The organism is Ectopseudomonas oleovorans (assembly GCF_029845265.1).
Taxonomy (GTDB): Bacteria; Pseudomonadota; Gammaproteobacteria; order Pseudomonadales; family Pseudomonadaceae; genus Aquipseudomonas; species Aquipseudomonas oleovorans.
Window position 1 is genome coordinate 1 of the sequence record NZ_JAOCLK010000036.1, and the last position, 18221, is coordinate 18221.

At 62.4% G+C, this 18221-nt stretch carries 14 protein-coding genes; 12 read left to right on the forward strand and 2 right to left on the reverse strand.

Annotated features, from left to right (window positions below; translation table 11 throughout):
* Positions 1-47: 47 nt before the first annotated feature.
* Both N5J71_RS16720 and N5J71_RS16725 read right to left on the reverse strand, forming a co-directional pair.
* Positions 48-3335, reverse strand: coding sequence for a sensor domain-containing protein (locus N5J71_RS16720; protein ID WP_279917264.1), 3288 nt, complete (start codon positions 3333-3335; stop codon positions 48-50).
* Between the two features lie 102 nt (positions 3336-3437).
* Positions 3438-4319 carry a LysR family transcriptional regulator gene (locus N5J71_RS16725; protein WP_003461102.1) on the reverse strand — a complete coding sequence of 294 codons (882 nt, stop codon included), beginning with the start codon at positions 4317-4319 and terminating at the stop codon, positions 3438-3440.
* 223 nt (positions 4320-4542) lie between these two features.
* Between N5J71_RS16725 and leuC the strand changes: the two genes are divergently transcribed.
* The 12 genes from leuC to N5J71_RS16785 all read left to right on the forward strand — a co-directional run bounded on the left by leuC (position 4543) and on the right by N5J71_RS16785 (position 18177).
* A complete protein-coding gene (leuC, locus tag N5J71_RS16730; protein ID WP_003461103.1) occupies positions 4543-5970 on the forward strand; it encodes a 3-isopropylmalate dehydratase large subunit in 1428 nt (475 codons plus the stop codon).
* An 11-nt stretch (positions 5971-5981) separates the two neighbouring features.
* Positions 5982-6629: a 3-isopropylmalate dehydratase small subunit gene (gene leuD, locus N5J71_RS16735; RefSeq protein ID WP_039964709.1), complete on the forward strand. Its 648-nt coding sequence runs from the start codon at positions 5982-5984 to the stop codon at positions 6627-6629.
* 75 nt (positions 6630-6704) lie between these two features.
* Entirely contained in the window at positions 6705-7787 is a 1083-nt protein-coding gene (gene leuB / locus N5J71_RS16740) for a 3-isopropylmalate dehydrogenase (RefSeq protein WP_125881525.1), read from the forward strand.
* 56 nt (positions 7788-7843) lie between these two features.
* Complete coding sequence (asd, locus tag N5J71_RS16745; protein ID WP_279917265.1) at positions 7844-8956, forward strand: aspartate-semialdehyde dehydrogenase; 1113 nt, start codon at positions 7844-7846, stop codon at positions 8954-8956.
* Between the two features lie 135 nt (positions 8957-9091).
* Positions 9092-10102, forward strand: a complete 1011-nt coding sequence (locus N5J71_RS16750; RefSeq protein ID WP_092374844.1) for an aspartate-semialdehyde dehydrogenase — start codon at positions 9092-9094, stop codon at positions 10100-10102.
* A 154-nt stretch (positions 10103-10256) separates the two neighbouring features.
* On the forward strand, positions 10257-13091 hold the full coding sequence (locus N5J71_RS16755) for a motility hub landmark protein FimV (protein ID WP_206419328.1): 2835 nt from the start codon (positions 10257-10259) through the stop codon (positions 13089-13091).
* Positions 13092-13098: 7 nt separating this feature from the next.
* Positions 13099-13962 (forward strand): tRNA pseudouridine(38-40) synthase TruA, encoded by an 864-nt coding sequence (truA, locus tag N5J71_RS16760; protein WP_003461110.1) that lies wholly within the window; start codon positions 13099-13101, stop codon positions 13960-13962.
* A gap of 24 nt (positions 13963-13986) precedes the next feature.
* Positions 13987-14640, forward strand: coding sequence for a phosphoribosylanthranilate isomerase (locus tag N5J71_RS16765; protein WP_074859053.1), 654 nt, complete (start codon positions 13987-13989; stop codon positions 14638-14640).
* Positions 14641-14778: 138 nt separating this feature from the next.
* Complete coding sequence (gene accD, locus N5J71_RS16770; RefSeq protein ID WP_084341586.1) at positions 14779-15663, forward strand: acetyl-CoA carboxylase, carboxyltransferase subunit beta; 885 nt, start codon at positions 14779-14781, stop codon at positions 15661-15663.
* A complete protein-coding gene (folC, locus tag N5J71_RS16775) occupies positions 15660-16937 on the forward strand; it encodes a bifunctional tetrahydrofolate synthase/dihydrofolate synthase (RefSeq protein WP_206408035.1) in 1278 nt (425 codons plus the stop codon). Before accD ends, folC begins: the two co-directional genes overlap by 4 nt.
* Positions 16938-16951: 14 nt before the next feature.
* On the forward strand, positions 16952-17569 hold the full coding sequence (locus tag N5J71_RS16780; protein WP_074859048.1) for an SPOR domain-containing protein: 618 nt from the start codon (positions 16952-16954) through the stop codon (positions 17567-17569).
* 86 nt (positions 17570-17655) lie between these two features.
* Positions 17656-18177, forward strand: a complete 522-nt coding sequence (locus tag N5J71_RS16785) for a CvpA family protein (protein WP_003461125.1) — start codon at positions 17656-17658, stop codon at positions 18175-18177.
* Positions 18178-18221 lie beyond the last annotated feature (44 nt).

Here is an 18221-nt window from a genome sequence, read left to right on the forward strand (position 1 = left end):
TCAAGCGATAGGCAGGGTGCGCCGTGCGCACCGAGGGTGCTGACAGGTTACGCTCGCTGCCTTTCCAGTAGTTCACGAAAGGCCTCCTGCGGTAGCGGTTTGCTGAACAGGTAGCCCTGATAGAGGTGGCAACCCTGCGCTTGTAGAAAGTCCAGTTGGTCCTGCTGCTCCACACCCTCGGCGATCAGCGCCAGGCCCAGGCTGCGCGCCATGGCGACGATGGCACGGATGATCTCGGCATCGTTGGGATCGTGGGTGGCGTCACGCACGAAGGACTGATCGATCTTCAGCATGTCCACCGGCAGGCGCTTGAGATAGGTCAGCGAGCTGTAACCTGTGCCGAAATCGTCCATGGCGAAGCTGACGCCGTGCTTTTTCAGGCGCAACATCTTGCCGACGGTGTCATCAATATTCTGAATGACGATGCCTTCGGTGATCTCCAGTTTGAGCATGGCGTTGGGTAGCTGGCTGTTGCGCAGGCTGCTGGCGACCCGGTCGACGAAGTCATGCTGGCGAAATTGTCGCGGGCTGATGTTGACGCACAGGCTGAAGCGTTCGCCGTCGACCAATCCATCTGCCATCAGGCGCGAGCAGAAATGGCAGGCCTCGGCCAACACCCAGCCACCGACCTCGACGATCAGCCCGCTCTCTTCGAGTACCTGGATGAACTGCGCGGGCGACTGTGGGCCCAACTGCGGATGCTGCCAGCGCAGCAATGCCTCGGCGCCGACCACCTTGCCATCACAAGCATCGACCTGAGGCTGGAAGTGCAGTTCGAACTCGCCGCGCGCCAGGGCCAGGCGCAGATCGTTCTCCAGGCGCAGACGGGCGCTGGCGGCGTCCTGCATGGTGGTGCGAAACAGCTGGATGGCGTTGCGCCCGGAGTCCTTGGCGCGATAGAGGGCGATATCGGCGCGTTTTAGCAAATCCGCCGGGGTATTGCCGTGATCGGGAATCAGGGCGACGCCGATGCTCGGGGTCACCTGCAGGCGGTGGCCGTCCAGCAGCATCGGTTCGGCCAGTAGCTGGCGCAGCTTGTCGGCGACCTGGCGAACGTGGCGGGTGACCTCCGAGCGCTTGCCCTCCAGACCGGAGAGCAGCACCACGAATTCGTCGCCGCCGAGGCGGGCCACGGTGTCCTCCAGACGCACACTGGCCTCCAGGCGCGCAGTGACCAGGCGCAGCACGGAGTCGCCGACAGGATGGCCGAGCGAGTCGTTGATGTGCTTGAAGTGGTCGAGGTCGAGGAACAGCAGGGCGCCGCGCAGATCATGGCGCTTGAGCAGGGCGATCTGCTGGGTCAGGCGATCCATCAGCAGGGCGCGGTTGGGCAGGTTGGTCAACGCATCGTGGTAGGCCAGGTGCTGTACCTGCGCCTGCGCCTGCTTCAGTTCGCTGATATCGCGCGCGGTGAGCAGCAGGCAGGGCACGCCATTGAGCTCGATGGGTTGCACGGAAACGTCGACCAGACGCACCTCGCCGTCTCGATGCCGGCCATGCATTTCCATGTGCAGCACCTGGCCCTGCTGGGTCAGGTGCTCGATCATGCGCACGCGCTCTTCGGGGTAGGCCCAGATGTCCAGCTCGAAGGCCGTGCGACCGACTACTTCGTCCGGCAGATAGCCGGTGATGCGGGTGAAGCCTTCGTTGACCTCGATATAGCGCCCGCTGTCACGTTCGGTGATGGTGATGGCGTCCGGGCTGAAGTGGAAGGCCTTGGCAAATTTCTCTTCCGAGGCTTGCAGGCGCTGCTCGCGCAGCAGTCGCTCGCTGATATCGACCAGCGTGCCGACCATGCGCTGCGGTTGGCCGGTATCGTCGAGCTGCAGTTTGGCGGTGCTTTCGAGAAAGCGCAGGCCGCCATTTTCCAGTTGCACGCGATAGGTGACCTGATAGTGGCTGCGGTGTTCTGCGACCAGGCTTTGGTAGCTCTGGCGCAGACTGTGTCGATCCTCCATCGGTACCTGACGGAAGAAGTCGAGGAAGGCGCCTTCGAACGGTAACGACTCCAGGCCGTGCAGCTGGGAGGCACGGGCGCTGGCAAACAGCCGACTACTGGGGATGTGCCAGTCCCAGGTGCCCAGGTCGGCCGACTCCAGGGCCAGGCGCAGGCGCTGCCTGCTTTCGTTGAGTGCCTGCTCCTGCGCGCGCTGCTCGGTGATGTTGCGCACGGTGAGGACCAGGCAGGTGGTGCCGTTCAACTCGATTTCGCCACCGAACAGCAAGTTGCTGGTGACGCTGCCGTCGCGGCTGAACAGTCGTACCTCAAGGTTGTTCAGGCGCCCGGTCTGCGCGGCGTCGAGCATACGCTGGCGGTCGCTGGGGTCAGCCCAGATGCCCAACTCCAGTGAGGTGCGGCCCACGGCCTCGGCGCTGCTCCAGCCAAATTGCTGCTCGAAACTCGGGTTGACCTCGATGAAGCGGCCGGTCGCCCGGTCAGTGATGGCCACCGCGTCGGGCGTATGCATGAAGGCCTTGGCGAACTTTTCCTCACTGGCGCGCAGGGCGTTTTCTGCGCGCTTGCGTTCGCTGGTATCGAGGAAGGTGCAGAGCACCAGGCGCTCGCCCTGCAGCTCGATGTACTGGCTCGACAGTACGCCATCGAGAATATCGCCACCACGGGTGCGCAGTTGTACTTCCTGAATCACCGGCTCGCGGCTCAGCGGCGCTTGCTGGCGCAACTGATCGCGTTGGCTGGCGTGAACCCAGAGATTCAGCTCATGGATGGGGCGGCCAAGAATGTCGCTGGCGTTCCAGCCGAAGGCGTGGGTGAAGTGCTGGTTGACCTCGACAATCTCGCTGTTGTCGTAGCGCACCAACATCATGATGTCGGGGCTCAGGCGGAACAGGCTGGCGAAGCGTTCCTCGGAGGCGCGCAGGGCTTCGGCACGCTCCTGCTGGGCGCTGATGTCACGGATCACGCCGAACATGCGCGGCCGACCATCGGCCTCGCGTTGCAGGCTGCCGGTGATCTCCAGCCAGTGCAGGCTGCCGTCCGGCCAGCGGATGCGGTGGCGCAGGGCGTCGGCAATCTGTTCGCCCTTGAGGATGGCATTGAATTTCGCCAGAACCTCGGCGCGCTCCTCTTCGGGGATCAGCTCGATGTAGTGCAGTTCTCGTGTCACCGGGCGCTTGGGGTCGAGGCCGAACAGGGCCTGGGCGCCGCGCGACCAGTTCACCTGGCCACTGCGAATGTCCCAGTACCAGGTGCCGAGATGAGCACCGTTGAGCGCGGCAAGCAAACGCGGCGCGTCTTGCCAGGTTTGCTCGAATTCGGCGGGATCCATCGCCGGTATATGTGGCAGGGGCGGGGTCTGGTCAGTCGATCTGGCCATGGCCGTACCTTCCTCTGGAGTGCGCGATGCGCGGGGCGGGCGTTAGAGGTATGTAGATATGTTTTTGTCGTTATGTCGCCACGTTAGTCTCAGTTCGGATGCCTATGCAAGATCATCGCGCTGGCTGTCGAGCAGATCCATGAATGCCCGTGCGGCATTCGACAGGGTGCGCTCGGTATGCAGGATGTAGCCCAACTGGCGGGTCAGCTGGATGCCCGGTATCGGCAGGCGCGCGACCTGGTCGTCGAGCATGGTGCGCGGCAGCACGCTCCAGGCCAGGCCGATGGACACCATCATCTTGATGGTTTCCAGGTAGTTGGTGCTCATGGCAATGTTGGGCGTCAGGCCCTGGGCCTCGAACAGGCGCTGCACGATGTGATGGGTGAAGGTGTTGCCGCCGGGGAAGACTGCAGGATGCTGCGCCACGTCGGCCAGGCTGATCACCTGGCTGCGCGCCAGGGGGTGTTCCGGTGCGGCGACGAAATCCAGTGGATCGTCCCACACGGCGACGGCGCGGATCGGTTCGCGGGTTTCCGGGGCGAGGGTAATCACCGCCAGCTCGGCGCGACCATGCAGCACTTCTTCGTACGCCACTTCCGAGTCGAGGAACTGGATATCCAGCGCCACCTGCGGGTGGGCGCGGGTAAAGGCGCGTAGCAGGGCGGGCAGGCGATGCAAGCCGATATGGTGGCTGGTGGCGAGGGTCAGGCGGCCGCTGACTTCACCCGACAGGTTGGTCAGCGCGCGGCGGGTATCGTCCAGTACGTTGAGGATCTGGTAAGCACGCGGCAGCAGGGCGCGGCCGGCCTGGGTCAGGCCAATCTCGCGGCCGAGGCGGTCGAACAGGCGCACGCCCAGTTGCTGTTCCAGGCCGGCGATGCGCTTGCTTACGGCAGGCTGGGTCAGGTGCAGGCGCTCGCCGGCTTCGGAAAAACTGCCAGTTTCGGCAATGGCGATAAAGGCGTTGAGGTTGGCCAGATCCATGGAACGCTCCGGTAAGTAATGATGCGCTGAGCATACATTCCTCTTCGGAATCCTTTGAATAAAAAATATGAATTTGAGTTATTTCGTGCCTGGCAATAGCATTCCCCCCATAAGCCGAAGGGCCATTTTCGCCCAGGCATAGAAAGGTGCACTTCTGACGCCGGGCGGTGATAACGCAGGCAGTTTCCGGATGTGCTCAAAAGGCGCTGATGAGGTAAGGCTGATGACTGGCAAGACGCTCTACGACAAGCTCTGGGAAATGCACGAAGTGAAACGTCGCGACGACGGTTCCTCGCTGATCTACATTGATCGTCACATCCTCCATGAGGTGACCTCACCGCAGGCTTTCGAAGGCCTGCGTCTGGCCGGGCGCAAGCCGTGGCGCATCGACGCCAACATCGCCACGCCGGATCACAACGTGCCGACCACCAAGGCCGAGCGTCAGGGCGGCCTCGAGGCCATCGCCGACGAAGTCTCGCGCATCCAGGTACAGACCCTGGACGAGAACTGCGATGACTTCGGCATCCTTGAATTCAAGATGAACGACGTGCGTCAGGGTATCGTCCACGTGGTCGGGCCGGAGCAGGGCGCCACCTTGCCGGGCATGACCGTGGTCTGCGGCGACTCGCACACCTCCACCCATGGCGCCTTCGGTGCCCTGGCCCATGGCATCGGCACCTCCGAGGTCGAGCACGTGCTCGCCACCCAGTGCCTGGTCGCCAAGAAAATGAAGAACATGCAGGTGCGCGTTGAAGGCAAGCTGCCGTTCGGCGTTACCGCCAAGGACATCGTGCTGGCCGTGATCGGCAAGATCGGCACCGCTGGCGGCAATGGCCATGCCCTGGAGTTCGCCGGCAGCGCGATTCGCGACCTGTCGCTGGAAGGGCGCATGACCATCTGCAACATGTCCATTGAGGCCGGCGCCCGTGTCGGCCTGGTGGCGGTGGACGAGAAAACCATCGCCTACGTCAAGGATCGTCCGTTCGCGCCCAAGGGTAGCGACTGGGACAAAGCCGTGGCGCAGTGGCAGAACCTGGTGTCCGACGCCGATGCGGTGTTCGACACTGTGGTCGAGCTGCGTGCCGAGGACATCAAGCCACAGGTCAGCTGGGGCACTTCGCCGGAGATGGTTCTGGCCGTCGATCAGAACGTGCCGGACCCGGCCCGCGAAAGCGACCCGGTGAAGAAGGATTCGATCACTCGTGCGCTGAAGTACATGGGCCTGAGCGCCAATCAGCCGATCACCGATATCCAGCTCGATCGCGTGTTCATTGGTTCCTGCACCAACTCGCGCATCGAAGACCTGCGCGCTGCCGCAGAGGTGGCCAAGGGGCGCAAGGTCGCCGCGACCGTCAAGCAGGCGCTGGTGGTGCCGGGCTCCGGTCTGGTCAAGGCGCAAGCCGAGGCGGAAGGGCTGGACAAGATTTTCATCGAGGCCGGTTTCGAATGGCGTGAGCCGGGTTGCTCCATGTGCCTGGCGATGAACCCGGACAAGCTGGGCAGTGGCGAGCATTGCGCGTCCACCTCCAACCGCAACTTCGAAGGCCGTCAGGGCGCCGGTGGTCGTACCCACCTGGTGAGCCCGGCCATGGCTGCCGCGGCGGCGGTTACCGGTCGTTTCATCGACGTGCGCGAATTGATCCAGGCCTGAGGAGCTAGATGATGAAAGCCTTTACCCAACACACCGGCCTGGTCTGCCCACTCGACCGTGCCAACGTCGACACCGACCAGATCATTCCCAAGCAGTTTCTGAAGTCGATCAAACGCACCGGCTTCGGCCCCAACCTGTTTGACGAGTGGCGCTACCTGGATGTTGGCCAGCCGAACCAGGACAACTCCAAGCGCCCGATCAACAAGGATTTCGTGCTCAACTTCCCGCGCTACCAGGGCGCCAGCGTACTGCTGGCCCGCGAGAACTTCGGCTGCGGCTCTTCGCGCGAGCACGCGCCGTGGGCGCTGGACGAGTACGGTTTCCGCACCGTGATCGCGCCGAGCTTCGCCGACATCTTCTTCAACAACAGCTTCAAGAACGGCCTGCTGCCGATCATCCTCAAGGACGAAGAAGTCGATGCGCTGTTCGAGCAGGCCGAGGCCACCGAGGGTTATCAACTGACCGTCGATCTCGAGGCGCAAACCGTGACCCGTCCCGACGGCGTGCAGTACAGCTTCGAAGTCGATGCCTTCCGCAAGCACTGCCTGCTCAATGGTCTGGACGACATTGGCCTGACTCTGCAGGATCAGGAGGCGATCAAGGCTTTCGAAGCCAAACACCAGCAGAACAGCCCCTGGTTGTTCGGCGCGATCAGGTAGGGTGCGCTGCGCGCACCGACGGATTCATTGTTCAGGTGGTGCGCATGGCGCACCCTACGGTTTGACGAGGATGTGATGAGCAAGCAGATTCTGGTTCTCCCGGGCGACGGTATCGGCCCGGAAATCATGGCCGAGGCGGTCAAGGTGCTGAACCTGGCCAACGACAAGTACGCCCTGGGTTTCGAGCTGAGCTTCGATGACCTGGGCGGTGCCGCCATCGACCGTTACGGCGTGCCGCTGGCCGACGAAACCCTGGCGCGCGCCAAGTCTGCCGATGCCGTGCTGCTCGGCGCCGTTGGCGGGCCGAAGTGGGACACCATCGACCCGGCCATCCGTCCCGAGCGTGGCCTGCTGAAGATCCGCTCGCAGCTGGGCCTGTTCGGCAACCTGCGTCCGGCCATTCTCTACCCGCAGTTGGCCGAGGCCTCCAGCCTCAAGCCGGAAGTGGTCGCTGGCCTGGATATCCTCATCGTCCGTGAGCTGACCGGCGGCATCTACTTCGGCCAGCCGCGCGAAAGCAAGGTGCTGGAAAACGGCGAGCGCATGGCGTACGACACCCTGCCGTACAGCGAGAGCGAAATCCGCCGCATCGCCAAGGTCGGTTTCGACATGGCGCGCGTGCGTGGCAAGAAGCTGTGCTCGGTGGACAAGGCCAACGTCCTGGCGTCCAGCCAGCTGTGGCGCGCTGTGGTCGAGGAAGTGGCCAAGGATTACCCGGACGTCGAACTGAGCCACATGTACGTCGACAACGCCGCCATGCAACTGGTACGCGCACCCAAGCAATTCGACGTGATGGTCACCGACAACATGTTTGGTGACATTTTGTCCGACGAAGCTTCGATGCTGACCGGTTCCATCGGCATGCTGCCGTCGGCATCCTTGGACGCCAACAACAAGGGCATGTACGAGCCGTGCCATGGCTCCGCGCCGGACATCGCCGGCAAGGGCATCGCCAACCCGCTGGCCACCATTCTCTCGGTCTCGATGATGCTGCGTTACAGCTTCGGCCAGGTCGCTGCCGCCGATGCCATCGAGAAGGCGGTGAGCCTGGTGCTGGATCAGGGCCTGCGCACGGGTGACATCTGGTCCGAGGGCAAGACCAAGGTCGGTACCGCTGCCATGGGTGATGCAGTAGTCGAAGCGCTGCGTAGTCTGTAATCTTCCCAGCCCCGCCGGGGTGGTTCCGGCGGGCTGTTTATATAGGTGTAGTCGTTATGAAACGTGTAGGTCTGATCGGTTGGCGTGGCATGGTCGGTTCCGTGCTCATGCAGCGCATGCTGGAAGAGCGGGACTTCGACCTGATCGAGCCGGTGTTCTTCACCACTTCCAATGTCGGTGGCCAAGGCCCTGCCATTGGCAAGGACATCGCTGCGCTGAAAGATGCCTACAGCATTGACGACCTCAAGGGCCTGGACGTGATCCTGACCTGCCAGGGCGGCGACTACACCAATGAAGTATTCCCCAAGCTGCGTGAAGCCGGCTGGCAGGGCTACTGGATCGACGCGGCCTCCAGCCTGCGCATGGATGACGACTCGGTGATCGTGCTCGACCCCATCAACCGCAAGGTGATTGACCAGGCGCTGGACGCCGGCACCAAGAACTACATCGGCGGCAACTGCACCGTCAGCCTGATGCTGATGGCGCTCGGCGGTCTGTACGAGGCTGGTCTGGTGGAGTGGATGAGTGCCATGACCTACCAGGCTGCTTCCGGTGCTGGCGCGCAGAACATGCGTGAGCTGATCAAGCAGATGGGCGCTATCAACGGCGCTGTCGCCGATGAACTGGCTGATCCGGCCAGCGCTATTCTGGATATTGACCGCAAGGTGGCCGAGGCCATGCGTGGCGAAGGCTTCCCGGTCGACAACTTCGGTGTGCCGCTGGCTGGCAGCCTGATCCCCTACATCGACAAGGAACTGCCGAACGGGCAGAGCCGTGAAGAGTGGAAGGCTCAGGCCGAAACCAACAAGATTCTCGGTCGTTTCAAGAACCCGATCCCGGTCGACGGCATTTGCGTGCGCATCGGCGCCATGCGCTGCCACAGCCAGGCGCTGACCATCAAGCTGAACAAGGATGTGCCGATGGCCGACATCGAAGGCCTGATCAGCCAGCACAACCCGTGGGTCAAACTGGTGCCGAACCACCGCGAAGATTCCATCCGCGACCTCGGCCCGACTGCCGTAACCGGCACCCTGAGTGTTCCGGTCGGTCGTCTGCGCAAGCTCAACATGGGTTCGCAGTACCTGGGTGCGTTCACCGTCGGTGACCAACTGCTGTGGGGCGCTGCCGAACCGCTGCGTCGCATGCTGCGGATCCTGCTCGAGCGCTAAGCGCGAAGCCGGCATCCTGTATCAAACAAAGCCCTTCTGTCTCGGCAGAGGGGCTTTGTGTTTTCTGGGAGAGCCGATTGCCTGGGCGATGGGTCGCAGTTACAGTGCCGCTCCCTCTGTGTCGTAGGTCAGCTCATGAGTCAGTCCATCAATATCGCCGTGATCGGCGCCACCAGCAACGTCGGCGAAGCGCTGGTCGAATTGCTCGAAGAGCGTGAGTTTCCGGTGAAGGATCTGCATCTGCTGGCCAGCAGCGAGTCGGCTGGACAGAGTCTTTCTTTCCGTGGTCGGCAGGTGCGGGTCAGATCGCTCGATGCCTTCGATTTCACTCAGGTGCAACTGGCGTTCTTTGCTGCGGGCTCTGACGTGACGCGCAGCCATCATGAGCGCGTGGTCGCGGCCGGTTGTTCCGTTATCGATCTGAGTGCTGCTTTTTCGCTGGAGCAAGCGCCATGCGTATTGCCCGAACTTGGCGCCGCAGGTTTGCCGGCATTGACCAAGCCGTGGTGTGTCAGTGCGCCGACGCCTTCGGCGGTTGCCTGTGCGCTGGTGCTGGCGACGCTGAGGCCTGTACTGCGACCCCAACAGCTGCAGGTGACTGCCATGCTGTCGATCTCCACTCTGGGGCGTAGCGGTGTGCAGGAGCTGGCGCGGCAGACCGCCGAGCTGCTCAACGGGCGCCCGCTGGAATCGAAGGCGGTAGATCGACAGATCGCGTTCAATCTGCTGGCGCAGGTCGGCGAGGTGGATGACCACGGGCATGCTCAGTTGGAGAAGCGTCTGGTGGCCGAGATTCAACAGTTATTGAGTCTGCCTGGGCTTCCGGTAGCAGCCACCTGCGCCTTGGTGCCGGTGTTCTTTGGCGATAGTCTCGCACTGGGCGTGTATGCTGATTCGGCTATCGATATCAGTACAGTGCTGCAATTGCTCGAGGTCGCGCCGGGCATCGAGTTGGTAGAGGTCGGCGATTACCCGACTGCAGTGGGTGATGCAGTGGGGCAGGATCAGGTCTATGTGGGGCGTGTCCGGCGCGGCGTGAGCGATCCAAGGCAACTCAATTTGTGGATTGCGTCTGATAATGTAAGAAAAGGCGCCGCCCTTAATGCTGTGCAGATAGCTGAGTTATTGATAAAACACTATCTGTAAAAGATACTTACCTAGAATTTTGAAGAATCTTTCTAGCTTGGCAATACTGGCTGAGTTGATTGCTGAATGGGGAGCCGCTCGTGGAGCGGAGGCAGGCAGCAATTCTCAAGACCCACTCGCATGCCGAGAAAAAGATAAAACAAGGGATAACGCTATGGTTCGGGTTCGCAAACTGGTGCTGGCAATCGCAGCCGCTTCCGCGCTGTCTTCCGGTATGGCGCATGCGCTGGGGCTGGGTGAAGTTACCCTGCAATCGTCGCTGAATCAGCCGTTGGTAGCGGAAATCGAATTGCTGGAGGTACGCGACCTTGCTTCCAATGAGGTGATTCCCAGCCTCGCGTCCCCTGAGGAGTTCATCAAAGCTGGCGTCGACCGTCAGTACTTTTTGACCGACCTCAAGTTCACCCCGGTATTGAAGCCCAACGGCAAGAGCGTTATCCGCATCACCTCGAGCAAGAGCGTGCGTGAGCCTTACCTCAACTTCCTGGTTGAAGTGCTCTGGCCGAACGGGCGCTTGTTGCGTGAATACACCCTGCTGCTCGATCCGCCGCTTTACTCTCCGCAAACTACCGTAGCCGCTGCGCCGCAACTGCCTATCGCCGCGCCTGCACCGCGTCCGTCTGCGGCGCTTGCTTCCGCTTCTGCGTCGCGCACTGCAGCACCCGCTCCGGCCCCGCGTCCTGCCGCACCGGCCCCGGCGTCGCGCGCCATTGCCGGTAACGAATACAGAACCACTGCCAACGATACGCTCTGGGAAATCGCCCAGCGCGTCGGTGGTGGCTCGGTCAATCAGGTCATGCTGGCCATTCAGGATTTGAATCCGGATGCCTTCATCGGCGGCAATATCAACCGTATGAAGAGCGGTCAGGTACTTCGCCTGCCGGACGAACAGCAGATTCGCAGCCGCAGCAATGCCGAGGCGATCGCTCAGGTTGCCGAGCAGAATGCCGCCTGGCGTGAAGGCCGTGCTGTCGCTTCGCGTCAGCTGGATGCCACTCGCCGCACCACAGCGGGCGCTGCGCCGGCGACTGCAGAGGCGGGTGATAGCCTGAAACTGGTCGCTGCTGAAGCAGGTCAGTCCACTCGCGGTAGCGATACCGGTGCGGCTGGCAGCAAGGCGCTGGCCGACAAGCTGGCAGTGACTCAGGAAAGCCTGGATTCGACTCGTCGTGAGAACGCCGAACTGCAGAGCCGTGTCAGTGACCTGCAAAGCCAGCTGGACAAGCTGCAGCGTCTGGTGGAGCTGAAGGACAGCCAGTTGGCCAAGTTGCAGGCCGACCTGTCGGCTGCGCCCGCAGCTCCTGCTGCAACGGAAGAACCGCCTGCGGAAACTCCGGCAGCAGCGCCTGAGGCCGCGCCGCCCGCTGTGGAGGCGGCCACGCCGCCGACTACGCCGACTGAGGAGGCAGCGCCTGACTACAACTATTCCGAGGAACCGGCTGCGCCCGTCGAGGACAGCGCCGCCGCAACCCAACAGCCGGCCAGTGAGCCGGCTACTGCCGTTGAACCAGCCGCCCCGGTCAAGCCGGCCGAAGCAGCCAAACCTGCTACACCTGCTCCTGCTCCTGCTCCTGCACCTGCGCCGGCCCCACAGAGCTTCATTGATGACCTGCTGGCTAACCCGATGATGCTGGGTCTGGCCGGTGGTGGGGCGCTTCTGCTTCTGTTGGCCGGCCTGATGGCGCTGTCGCGCCGCAACGCCCAGAAAGAGTCCGAGCTGCAAGATGAACTGGCCGACGACCTGTCTCAGGAACAGGCGTTTGCCTCCGGCCTGGACATGCCTGAAGACAGTTTCGCTGGCCTCGATGATGAGCCTGTGCAGACCGCCCAGGCCGCTGGCGAGGAGCGTGTCACGGCGCAGACTGGCGACGCGTTGGGCGAGGCTGATATCTACATTGCTTACGGGCGCTTCAATCAGGCGGCCGAACTGCTGCAGAACGCGATTAATGACGAGCCGCACCGCGCCGATCTGCGTCTGAAGCTGATGGAAGTCTACGCCGAGCTGGGTGACCGCGAAGGCTTTGCCCGTCAGGATAACGAGCTGCGCGAGATCGGCGGGGTGAATGCCGAAGCCGAGCTGCTGAAGTCCAAGTATCCAGCGATCGCAGCCTTCGCAGGTGTGGGTGCCGCAGCTGCCGCTGCCTCCGTCGATGACGACATGGGCGACTTCAGTCTGGGCGACCTCAGTCTGGATGAACCGACCGCAGAAACGCCTGCTTCCACCGGCGCTGATCTGGATGATGCCTTCGATCTGAGCCTCGATGACCTGGAGGCCGATCTGGAGAGCGATGTTCAGTCGAGCAAGGCTGAGCAAGCGCCGTTGTCGCTGGATGATGATCTGGACTTCGGTCTGGTCGATGAACCCGCCGCGCCGGCAGCTTCTGCCGACGACGATCTGGGCTTCGATCTCGCCCTGGATGATGACAAGGTTGAGCTGTCCCAGCCGACCGACGATCTGTCCGCCTTCAGCCTGGATCTGGATGAGGCGGCTCCGGCAGTCAGCGATGAAGCTGATGATTTCCTGCTGAGCCTCGATGACGATGCACCGCTGAACCAGCCGGCCGAGGATCTTTCCGATTTGAGCCTGGATCTGGCTGAAGAAGCGCCATCTGCCAATCTCGATCTGCCGGCTGACTTCGATCTCTCACTCGAAGACGAAACTCCGGTTCAGCCGGCTGTTGCATCCGACAGCTTCGCTGCGCAGCTGGATGAAGTGACCGCCGAGCTGGATCAGCTGTCAGCTGACCTCGAAGAGCCGCAAGCAGCTCCGCTGGCGCCGGCCAGCAGCCTGTCCAGTGATCTGGATGGCGATGATGACTTCGACTTCCTGTCCGGCACCGATGAAACTGCGACCAAGCTGGATCTGGCTCGGGCTTATATAGACATGGGCGACACCGAAGGTGCGCGCGACATTCTCGAAGAAGTGGTTGCCGAGGGCAGTGACGCCCAGCAGCAAGAAGCTCGTGAGATGATTAGCAAGTTGGTTTGATTGATAAATGTCTGATGCAGTACCTGTAGCGGCCGCCGAAATGGCGGCCGCTGGCTTTTTCAGAATCGCCCTGGGCCTCGAATACAAGGGCGCACGTTATCGCGGGTTCCAGCGCCAGGGCGCGAATGTTCCGTCGATCCAGGGTCACCTGGAAAATGCCTTGTCCAAGGTCGCCGGTGGTGCCCCGGTCAGCATTCTGTGCGCAGGGCGTACCGATGCTTCTGTGCATTCCAGTGGTCAGGTGGTGCATTTCGATACCACTGTCGAGCGTTCGCTGCACGCGTGGATCATGGGCGCCAACATGAATTTGCCCGGTGACATTAGCGTGACCTGGGCGAAGGTGATGCCGGCGCACTTTCATGCACGCTTCTCGGCCATCGCGCGACGCTACCGCTACGTGATCTACAACGATCCGATTCGCCCGGCGCATATGGCCGAGGAAGTCACCTGGAATCATCGGCCGCTGAATGTGGCGCGCATGCGTGAAGCGGCCCTGGCGCTGGTCGGCACTCATGATTTCAGCGCCTTCCGGGCAACCCGTTGCCAGGCCAAGTCACCGATCAAGACCGTGCACCACCTGCAACTTATCGAGCATGGTCGCTTCATCGTGCTGGATATTCGCGCCAATGCTTTTCTGCATCATATGGTGCGTAACATCGCCGGCGTGTTGATGACCATTGGTGCGGGTGAGCGGCCGCCGGAATGGGCGCGCGAGGTGCTCGAGCGCGGCGATCGACATAGCGGGGGAGTGACGGCGCACCCCTACGGTCTCTATCTGATACAAGTCGATTACCCGGAGGAGTTCGAATTGCCGCAGCGCTATCTCGGGCCGCATTTTCTCTCCGGTCTGCCGGACGTGCGACAGCTATAACCCTTTGTTACCATCCGAGCCCGGATGGCGAGAGGTATGAACGTGACGGTCGTACGTAGCAAGATTTGTGGGATCACCCGCATCGAGGATGCTCTGGCAGCGGTGGAGGCGGGAGCCGACGCCATTGGTCTGGTGTTCTACGGGAAAAGCCCGCGAGCAGTCAGCATCGAGCAGGCCGCAGCTATCCTGCAGGCGTTACCGCCGTTCGTGACCAGTGTCGGGCTGTTCGTCGACATGCCGCACGACGAGCTGCAACAGTTGTTGCAGCGCCTGCCGCTGGATCTGCTGCAGTTTCACGGTGATGAGTCGCCGGCCGACTGTGAAGGCCATGGCCGCCCCTATATCAAGGCGCTGCGGGTTCGCCCCGGTGAGGACGTATCGGCCGCCATGGCGCCGTACGCTGGTGCGCGGGGTATTCTGCTCGATACCTTCGTCGAGGGCGTTCCGGGTGGTACGGGCGCTTCGTTCGATTGGTCGCTGGTGCCGGAAAATGCCGCCAAGCCAATCATCCTGGCCGGCGGCCTGGATGCAGGCAATGTCGCGACGGCTATTCGCCAGGTGCGGCCCTATGCCGTGGATGTCAGCGGCGGGGTAGAGGCCGGTAAAGGCATAAAGGATGCAGGCAAGATTCGTGCATTCGTGCGGGCAGTGCGTGATGCTCGATGTGACGGCGATTGAAGCAGGGCCGTCAATTAGCCTGTCACGCCGCCTTGGCTCGTTTCGGCGGGCGCTGGGTGCGGCAGAAAAGAATTGCTGGAGATGGGCGTTTCACGATGAGGCGTTCATCCGAACCAACGGTTATGGAGAAATGACAGCATGAGCAACTGGTTGGTAGACAAACTCATTCCCTCGATCATGCGTTCCGAGGTGAAGAAGAGCTCTGTGCCCGAGGGCCTGTGGCACAAATGTCCGTCCTGTGATGCCGTGCTCTACCGTCCTGAGCTGGAAAAGGCACTCGATGTCTGCCCCAAGTGCAATCACCACATGCGTATCGGTGCTCGTGCGCGTATCGACCTCTTCCTCGATGCCGAGGGGCGCGAGGAGATCGGTGCTGATCTCGAGCCGGTCGACCGCCTGAAATTCCGCGACAGCAAGAAGTACAAGGATCGTCTGAGCGCTGCGCAGAAGCAGACTGGCGAGAAAGACGCGCTGATCTCCATGAGCGGCACCCTCGAAGGTATGCCGATCGCCGTTTGCGCGTTCGAGTTTTCCTTCATGGGTGGTTCCATGGGCGCCGTCGTTGGCGAGCGTTTCGTTCGGGCGGCCAATGTCGCGCTGGAAAAACGCTGCCCGCTGGTGTGCTTCTCCGCTTCCGGCGGCGCGCGCATGCAGGAAGCGCTGATCTCGCTGATGCAGATGGCCAAGACTGCCGCCGCCCTGGCGCGCCTGCGTGAAGAAGGCCTGCCGTTCATCTCCGTGCTGACTGATCCGGTCTATGGCGGTGTTTCCGCCAGCCTGGCGATGCTTGGTGATGTCATCGTGGCCGAGCCGAAGGCGCTGATCGGTTTTGCCGGCCCGCGCGTGATCGAGCAGACCGTGCGCGAGAAACTGCCGGAAGGCTTCCAGCGTAGCGAGTTCCTGCTGGAACATGGCGCCATCGACATGATCATTTCGCGCAATGAGCTGCGTCCGCGCCTGGCGCGTCTGCTTGCGCAAATGATGCATCGTCCGTCTCCGGTTTCCCTGCCGGCCACTGCATGACCGAACGTAGCCTGGGCGAGTGGCTCGCCTACCTCGAGCAGTTGCATCCGTCGGCCATCGACATGGGGCTGGAGCGCTCGCGTGAGGTGGCGCAGCGGCTCGGCCTGGGCAAACCTGCGCCATTGGTGGTTACCGTCACCGGTACCAATGGCAAGGGCTCTACCTGCGCCTTTCTCGCCAGCCTGATCGCAGCCCAGGGGCAGCGTGTCGGTGTCTACAGTTCACCGCACCTGCTGCGTTACAACGAGCGTGTGTTGCTGGATGGGCGCGAGGCGAGCGATGAAGAGCTGTGTCAGGCTTTCACCGCGGTCGAGGCCGCGCGTGGTGAAATTTCCCTGACCTATTTCGAGATGGGTACGCTGGCGGCCTTCTGGCTGTTCGAACGTGCTCAGCTGGATGCCGTGGTGCTCGAAGTCGGCCTCGGTGGACGCCTGGATGCGGTGAACCTGGTCGATGCCGATCTGGCCCTGATCACCAGCATTGGTCTGGATCACGCTGACTGGCTGGGCGATACCCGTGAATCGGTCGCCTTCGAAAAGGCCGGGATCATGCGCGCCGGCATGCCTGCGTTGTGCGGTGATCTCGACCCACCGCAGCCCTTGCTGGAGCAGGCGGTGACTTTGGACGCGCCGTTGTTCCTGCGTGGTCGTGACTACGACCTCAGTGTGCAGGCGCAGGACTGGTCCTGGTATGGCCTCGATGCGCATGGCCAGGTGCTGCGGTTGGAGCAGCTGCCGCTTCTCGATCTGCCGATGGAAAACGCGGCGCTGGCGTTGCAGGCCTATGCGCTTCTGCCGCTGCCGTGGAATCACCAGCAGGTCGTTCAGGCCCTGCTCGCCACGCGGGTAACCGGGCGTCTGGATCGTCGTGCGCTGGATTGGCGAGGCAAGTCACTCACACTGTTGCTCGATGTTGGGCATAATCCTCATGCCGCCGATTATCTGGCGCAGCGCCTGGAGAGTCGCCCGCTGGCCGGGCAGCGCTGGGCGGTGTTCGGTTTGTTGGCCGACAAGGATCTGCCCGGCGTGGTGTCGCCGCTTCTGAGTCTGGTTGCTGGCTGGGCCGTGGCGCCGCTGGATACGCCGCGTTCACGCTCTGCCGATGACCTGGCCGAGCACCTGCGGGGGCAGGGCGCGGCGGTGGTGCAGTACCCGGATGTGCGTACTGCGCTCGATGCGCAGTGCGAGCAGGCGGCAGAGGGTGACGAGATACTGTTGTTCGGATCGTTTTTCTGCGTGGCCGAGGCCCTGGATTGGCTGGCCCGCCCGGCTTGATAAGGGGATTGGGGATGGCAATGCTGGACAGTGGGCTCAAACAGCGCATGGTCGGTGCTCTGGTACTGGTGGCGCTGGCGGTGATTTTCCTGCCGATGCTGCTGTCGCGCGAGGACGAGATGCGCCGCGTGGTAGTGGATGCGCCGGCCATGCCGCAAGCGCCCGCTGCTGCCGAGGTCATCGTGCAGCCTGCCGAGGTCGTCGAGCCCGAGGAGTTGCCGCGGGAGCCGGTTCCCGTCGAAGAGGTGGAGCCTCAGATCGTCGAGGTGCCTGAGCAGCCCAAGCCGACCCCGCCGCCTGTCGCGCAACAGAGCAAGCCCGATCCGGTCAAGACCGAACAGGCGGCGAGCGCTGCTCCTGCCAAGCCGGAAGGGCGCCTGGACGCCAACAGTCTGCCGATCAGCTGGTCAGTGCAGTTGGCCAGTCTGTCCAGTCGCGCTGGAGCAGAAAATCTGCAGAAAACGCTGCGCAGTCAGGGCTACAACGCCTATATCCGTACTTTCGATGGCATGAATCGGGTGTTTGTCGGGCCGTTGATCGAGCGCGCCGAGGCCGAGCGTCTGCGTGACCAGCTCAACCGCCAGCACAAACTCAGCGGTTTTGTCGTGCGCTTCCAGCCGGAAGCAGGCTAAGCACGCAAGGGACTTTGCAGCGCCTGGTTACCCGATGCGCCGGGCTCTGCTAAAATGCTCCGCCTTTTCCGCTGGTAGGCCGCACCGTGGTATTCACCTGGGTCGATTGGGCGATCATCGCCGTCATCGCCATTTCTAGTTTGATCAGTCTGAAGCGCGGTTTCGTCAAGGAAGCCCTGTCGCTGCTGACCTGGATCATCGCAGGTGTGGTCGCCTGGATGTTCGGTGGCGCACTGGCCCAGCATCTCGTCGAATTTATCGAAACGCCTTCCGCGCGGGTCATCGCAGCCTGTGCCATTCTCTTCATCGCCACCTTGCTGGTGGGCGCTCTGGTCAATTTCCTCATCGGTGAGCTGATCCGCGTGACTGGTCTGTCCGGTACCGACCGTTTTCTCGGCATGGTATTCGGCGCCGCACGTGGTGGTTTGTTGGTGGTGCTGCTGGTCGGGCTGATCAGCCTGGCGCCAGTGGAGCAGGATACGTGGTGGCAACAGTCGCAACTGGTGCCGCATTTTCTGATGGTCGCCGACTGGTCGAAGAACCTCATTCTGGGGTGGTCCGATCAGTGGTTTACCGGTGGATCGGCTCACCCAGCTGATCTGCTTTAAAAGAGTGACCGCTGCGGAGTAACCGCTGCATCGGTCGCTGAATT

Excerpts from the sequence above, each read along its gene's own strand:
- truA (WP_003461110.1), top strand. The coding sequence starts at position 13,099 with ATGTCTGATGCAGTACCTGTAGCGGCCGCCGAAATGGCGGCCGCTGGC.
- leuC (WP_003461103.1), top strand. The coding sequence starts at position 4,543 with ATGACTGGCAAGACGCTCTACGACAAGCTCTGGGAAATGCACGAAGTG.
- N5J71_RS16765 (WP_074859053.1), top strand. The coding sequence starts at position 13,987 with ATGGCGAGAGGTATGAACGTGACGGTCGTACGTAGCAAGATTTGTGGG.
- folC (WP_206408035.1), top strand. The coding sequence starts at position 15,660 with ATGACCGAACGTAGCCTGGGCGAGTGGCTCGCCTACCTCGAGCAGTTG.
- N5J71_RS16780 (WP_074859048.1), top strand. The coding sequence starts at position 16,952 with ATGGCAATGCTGGACAGTGGGCTCAAACAGCGCATGGTCGGTGCTCTG.
- N5J71_RS16720 (WP_279917264.1), bottom strand. The coding sequence starts at position 3,335 with ATGGCCAGATCGACTGACCAGACCCCGCCCCTGCCACATATACCGGCG.
- leuB (WP_125881525.1), top strand. The coding sequence starts at position 6,705 with ATGAGCAAGCAGATTCTGGTTCTCCCGGGCGACGGTATCGGCCCGGAA.
- N5J71_RS16750 (WP_092374844.1), top strand. The coding sequence starts at position 9,092 with ATGAGTCAGTCCATCAATATCGCCGTGATCGGCGCCACCAGCAACGTC.
- N5J71_RS16755 (WP_206419328.1), top strand. The coding sequence starts at position 10,257 with ATGGTTCGGGTTCGCAAACTGGTGCTGGCAATCGCAGCCGCTTCCGCG.
- accD (WP_084341586.1), top strand. The coding sequence starts at position 14,779 with ATGAGCAACTGGTTGGTAGACAAACTCATTCCCTCGATCATGCGTTCC.
- leuD (WP_039964709.1), top strand. The coding sequence starts at position 5,982 with ATGAAAGCCTTTACCCAACACACCGGCCTGGTCTGCCCACTCGACCGT.
- N5J71_RS16725 (WP_003461102.1), bottom strand. The coding sequence starts at position 4,319 with ATGGATCTGGCCAACCTCAACGCCTTTATCGCCATTGCCGAAACTGGC.
- asd (WP_279917265.1), top strand. The coding sequence starts at position 7,844 with ATGAAACGTGTAGGTCTGATCGGTTGGCGTGGCATGGTCGGTTCCGTG.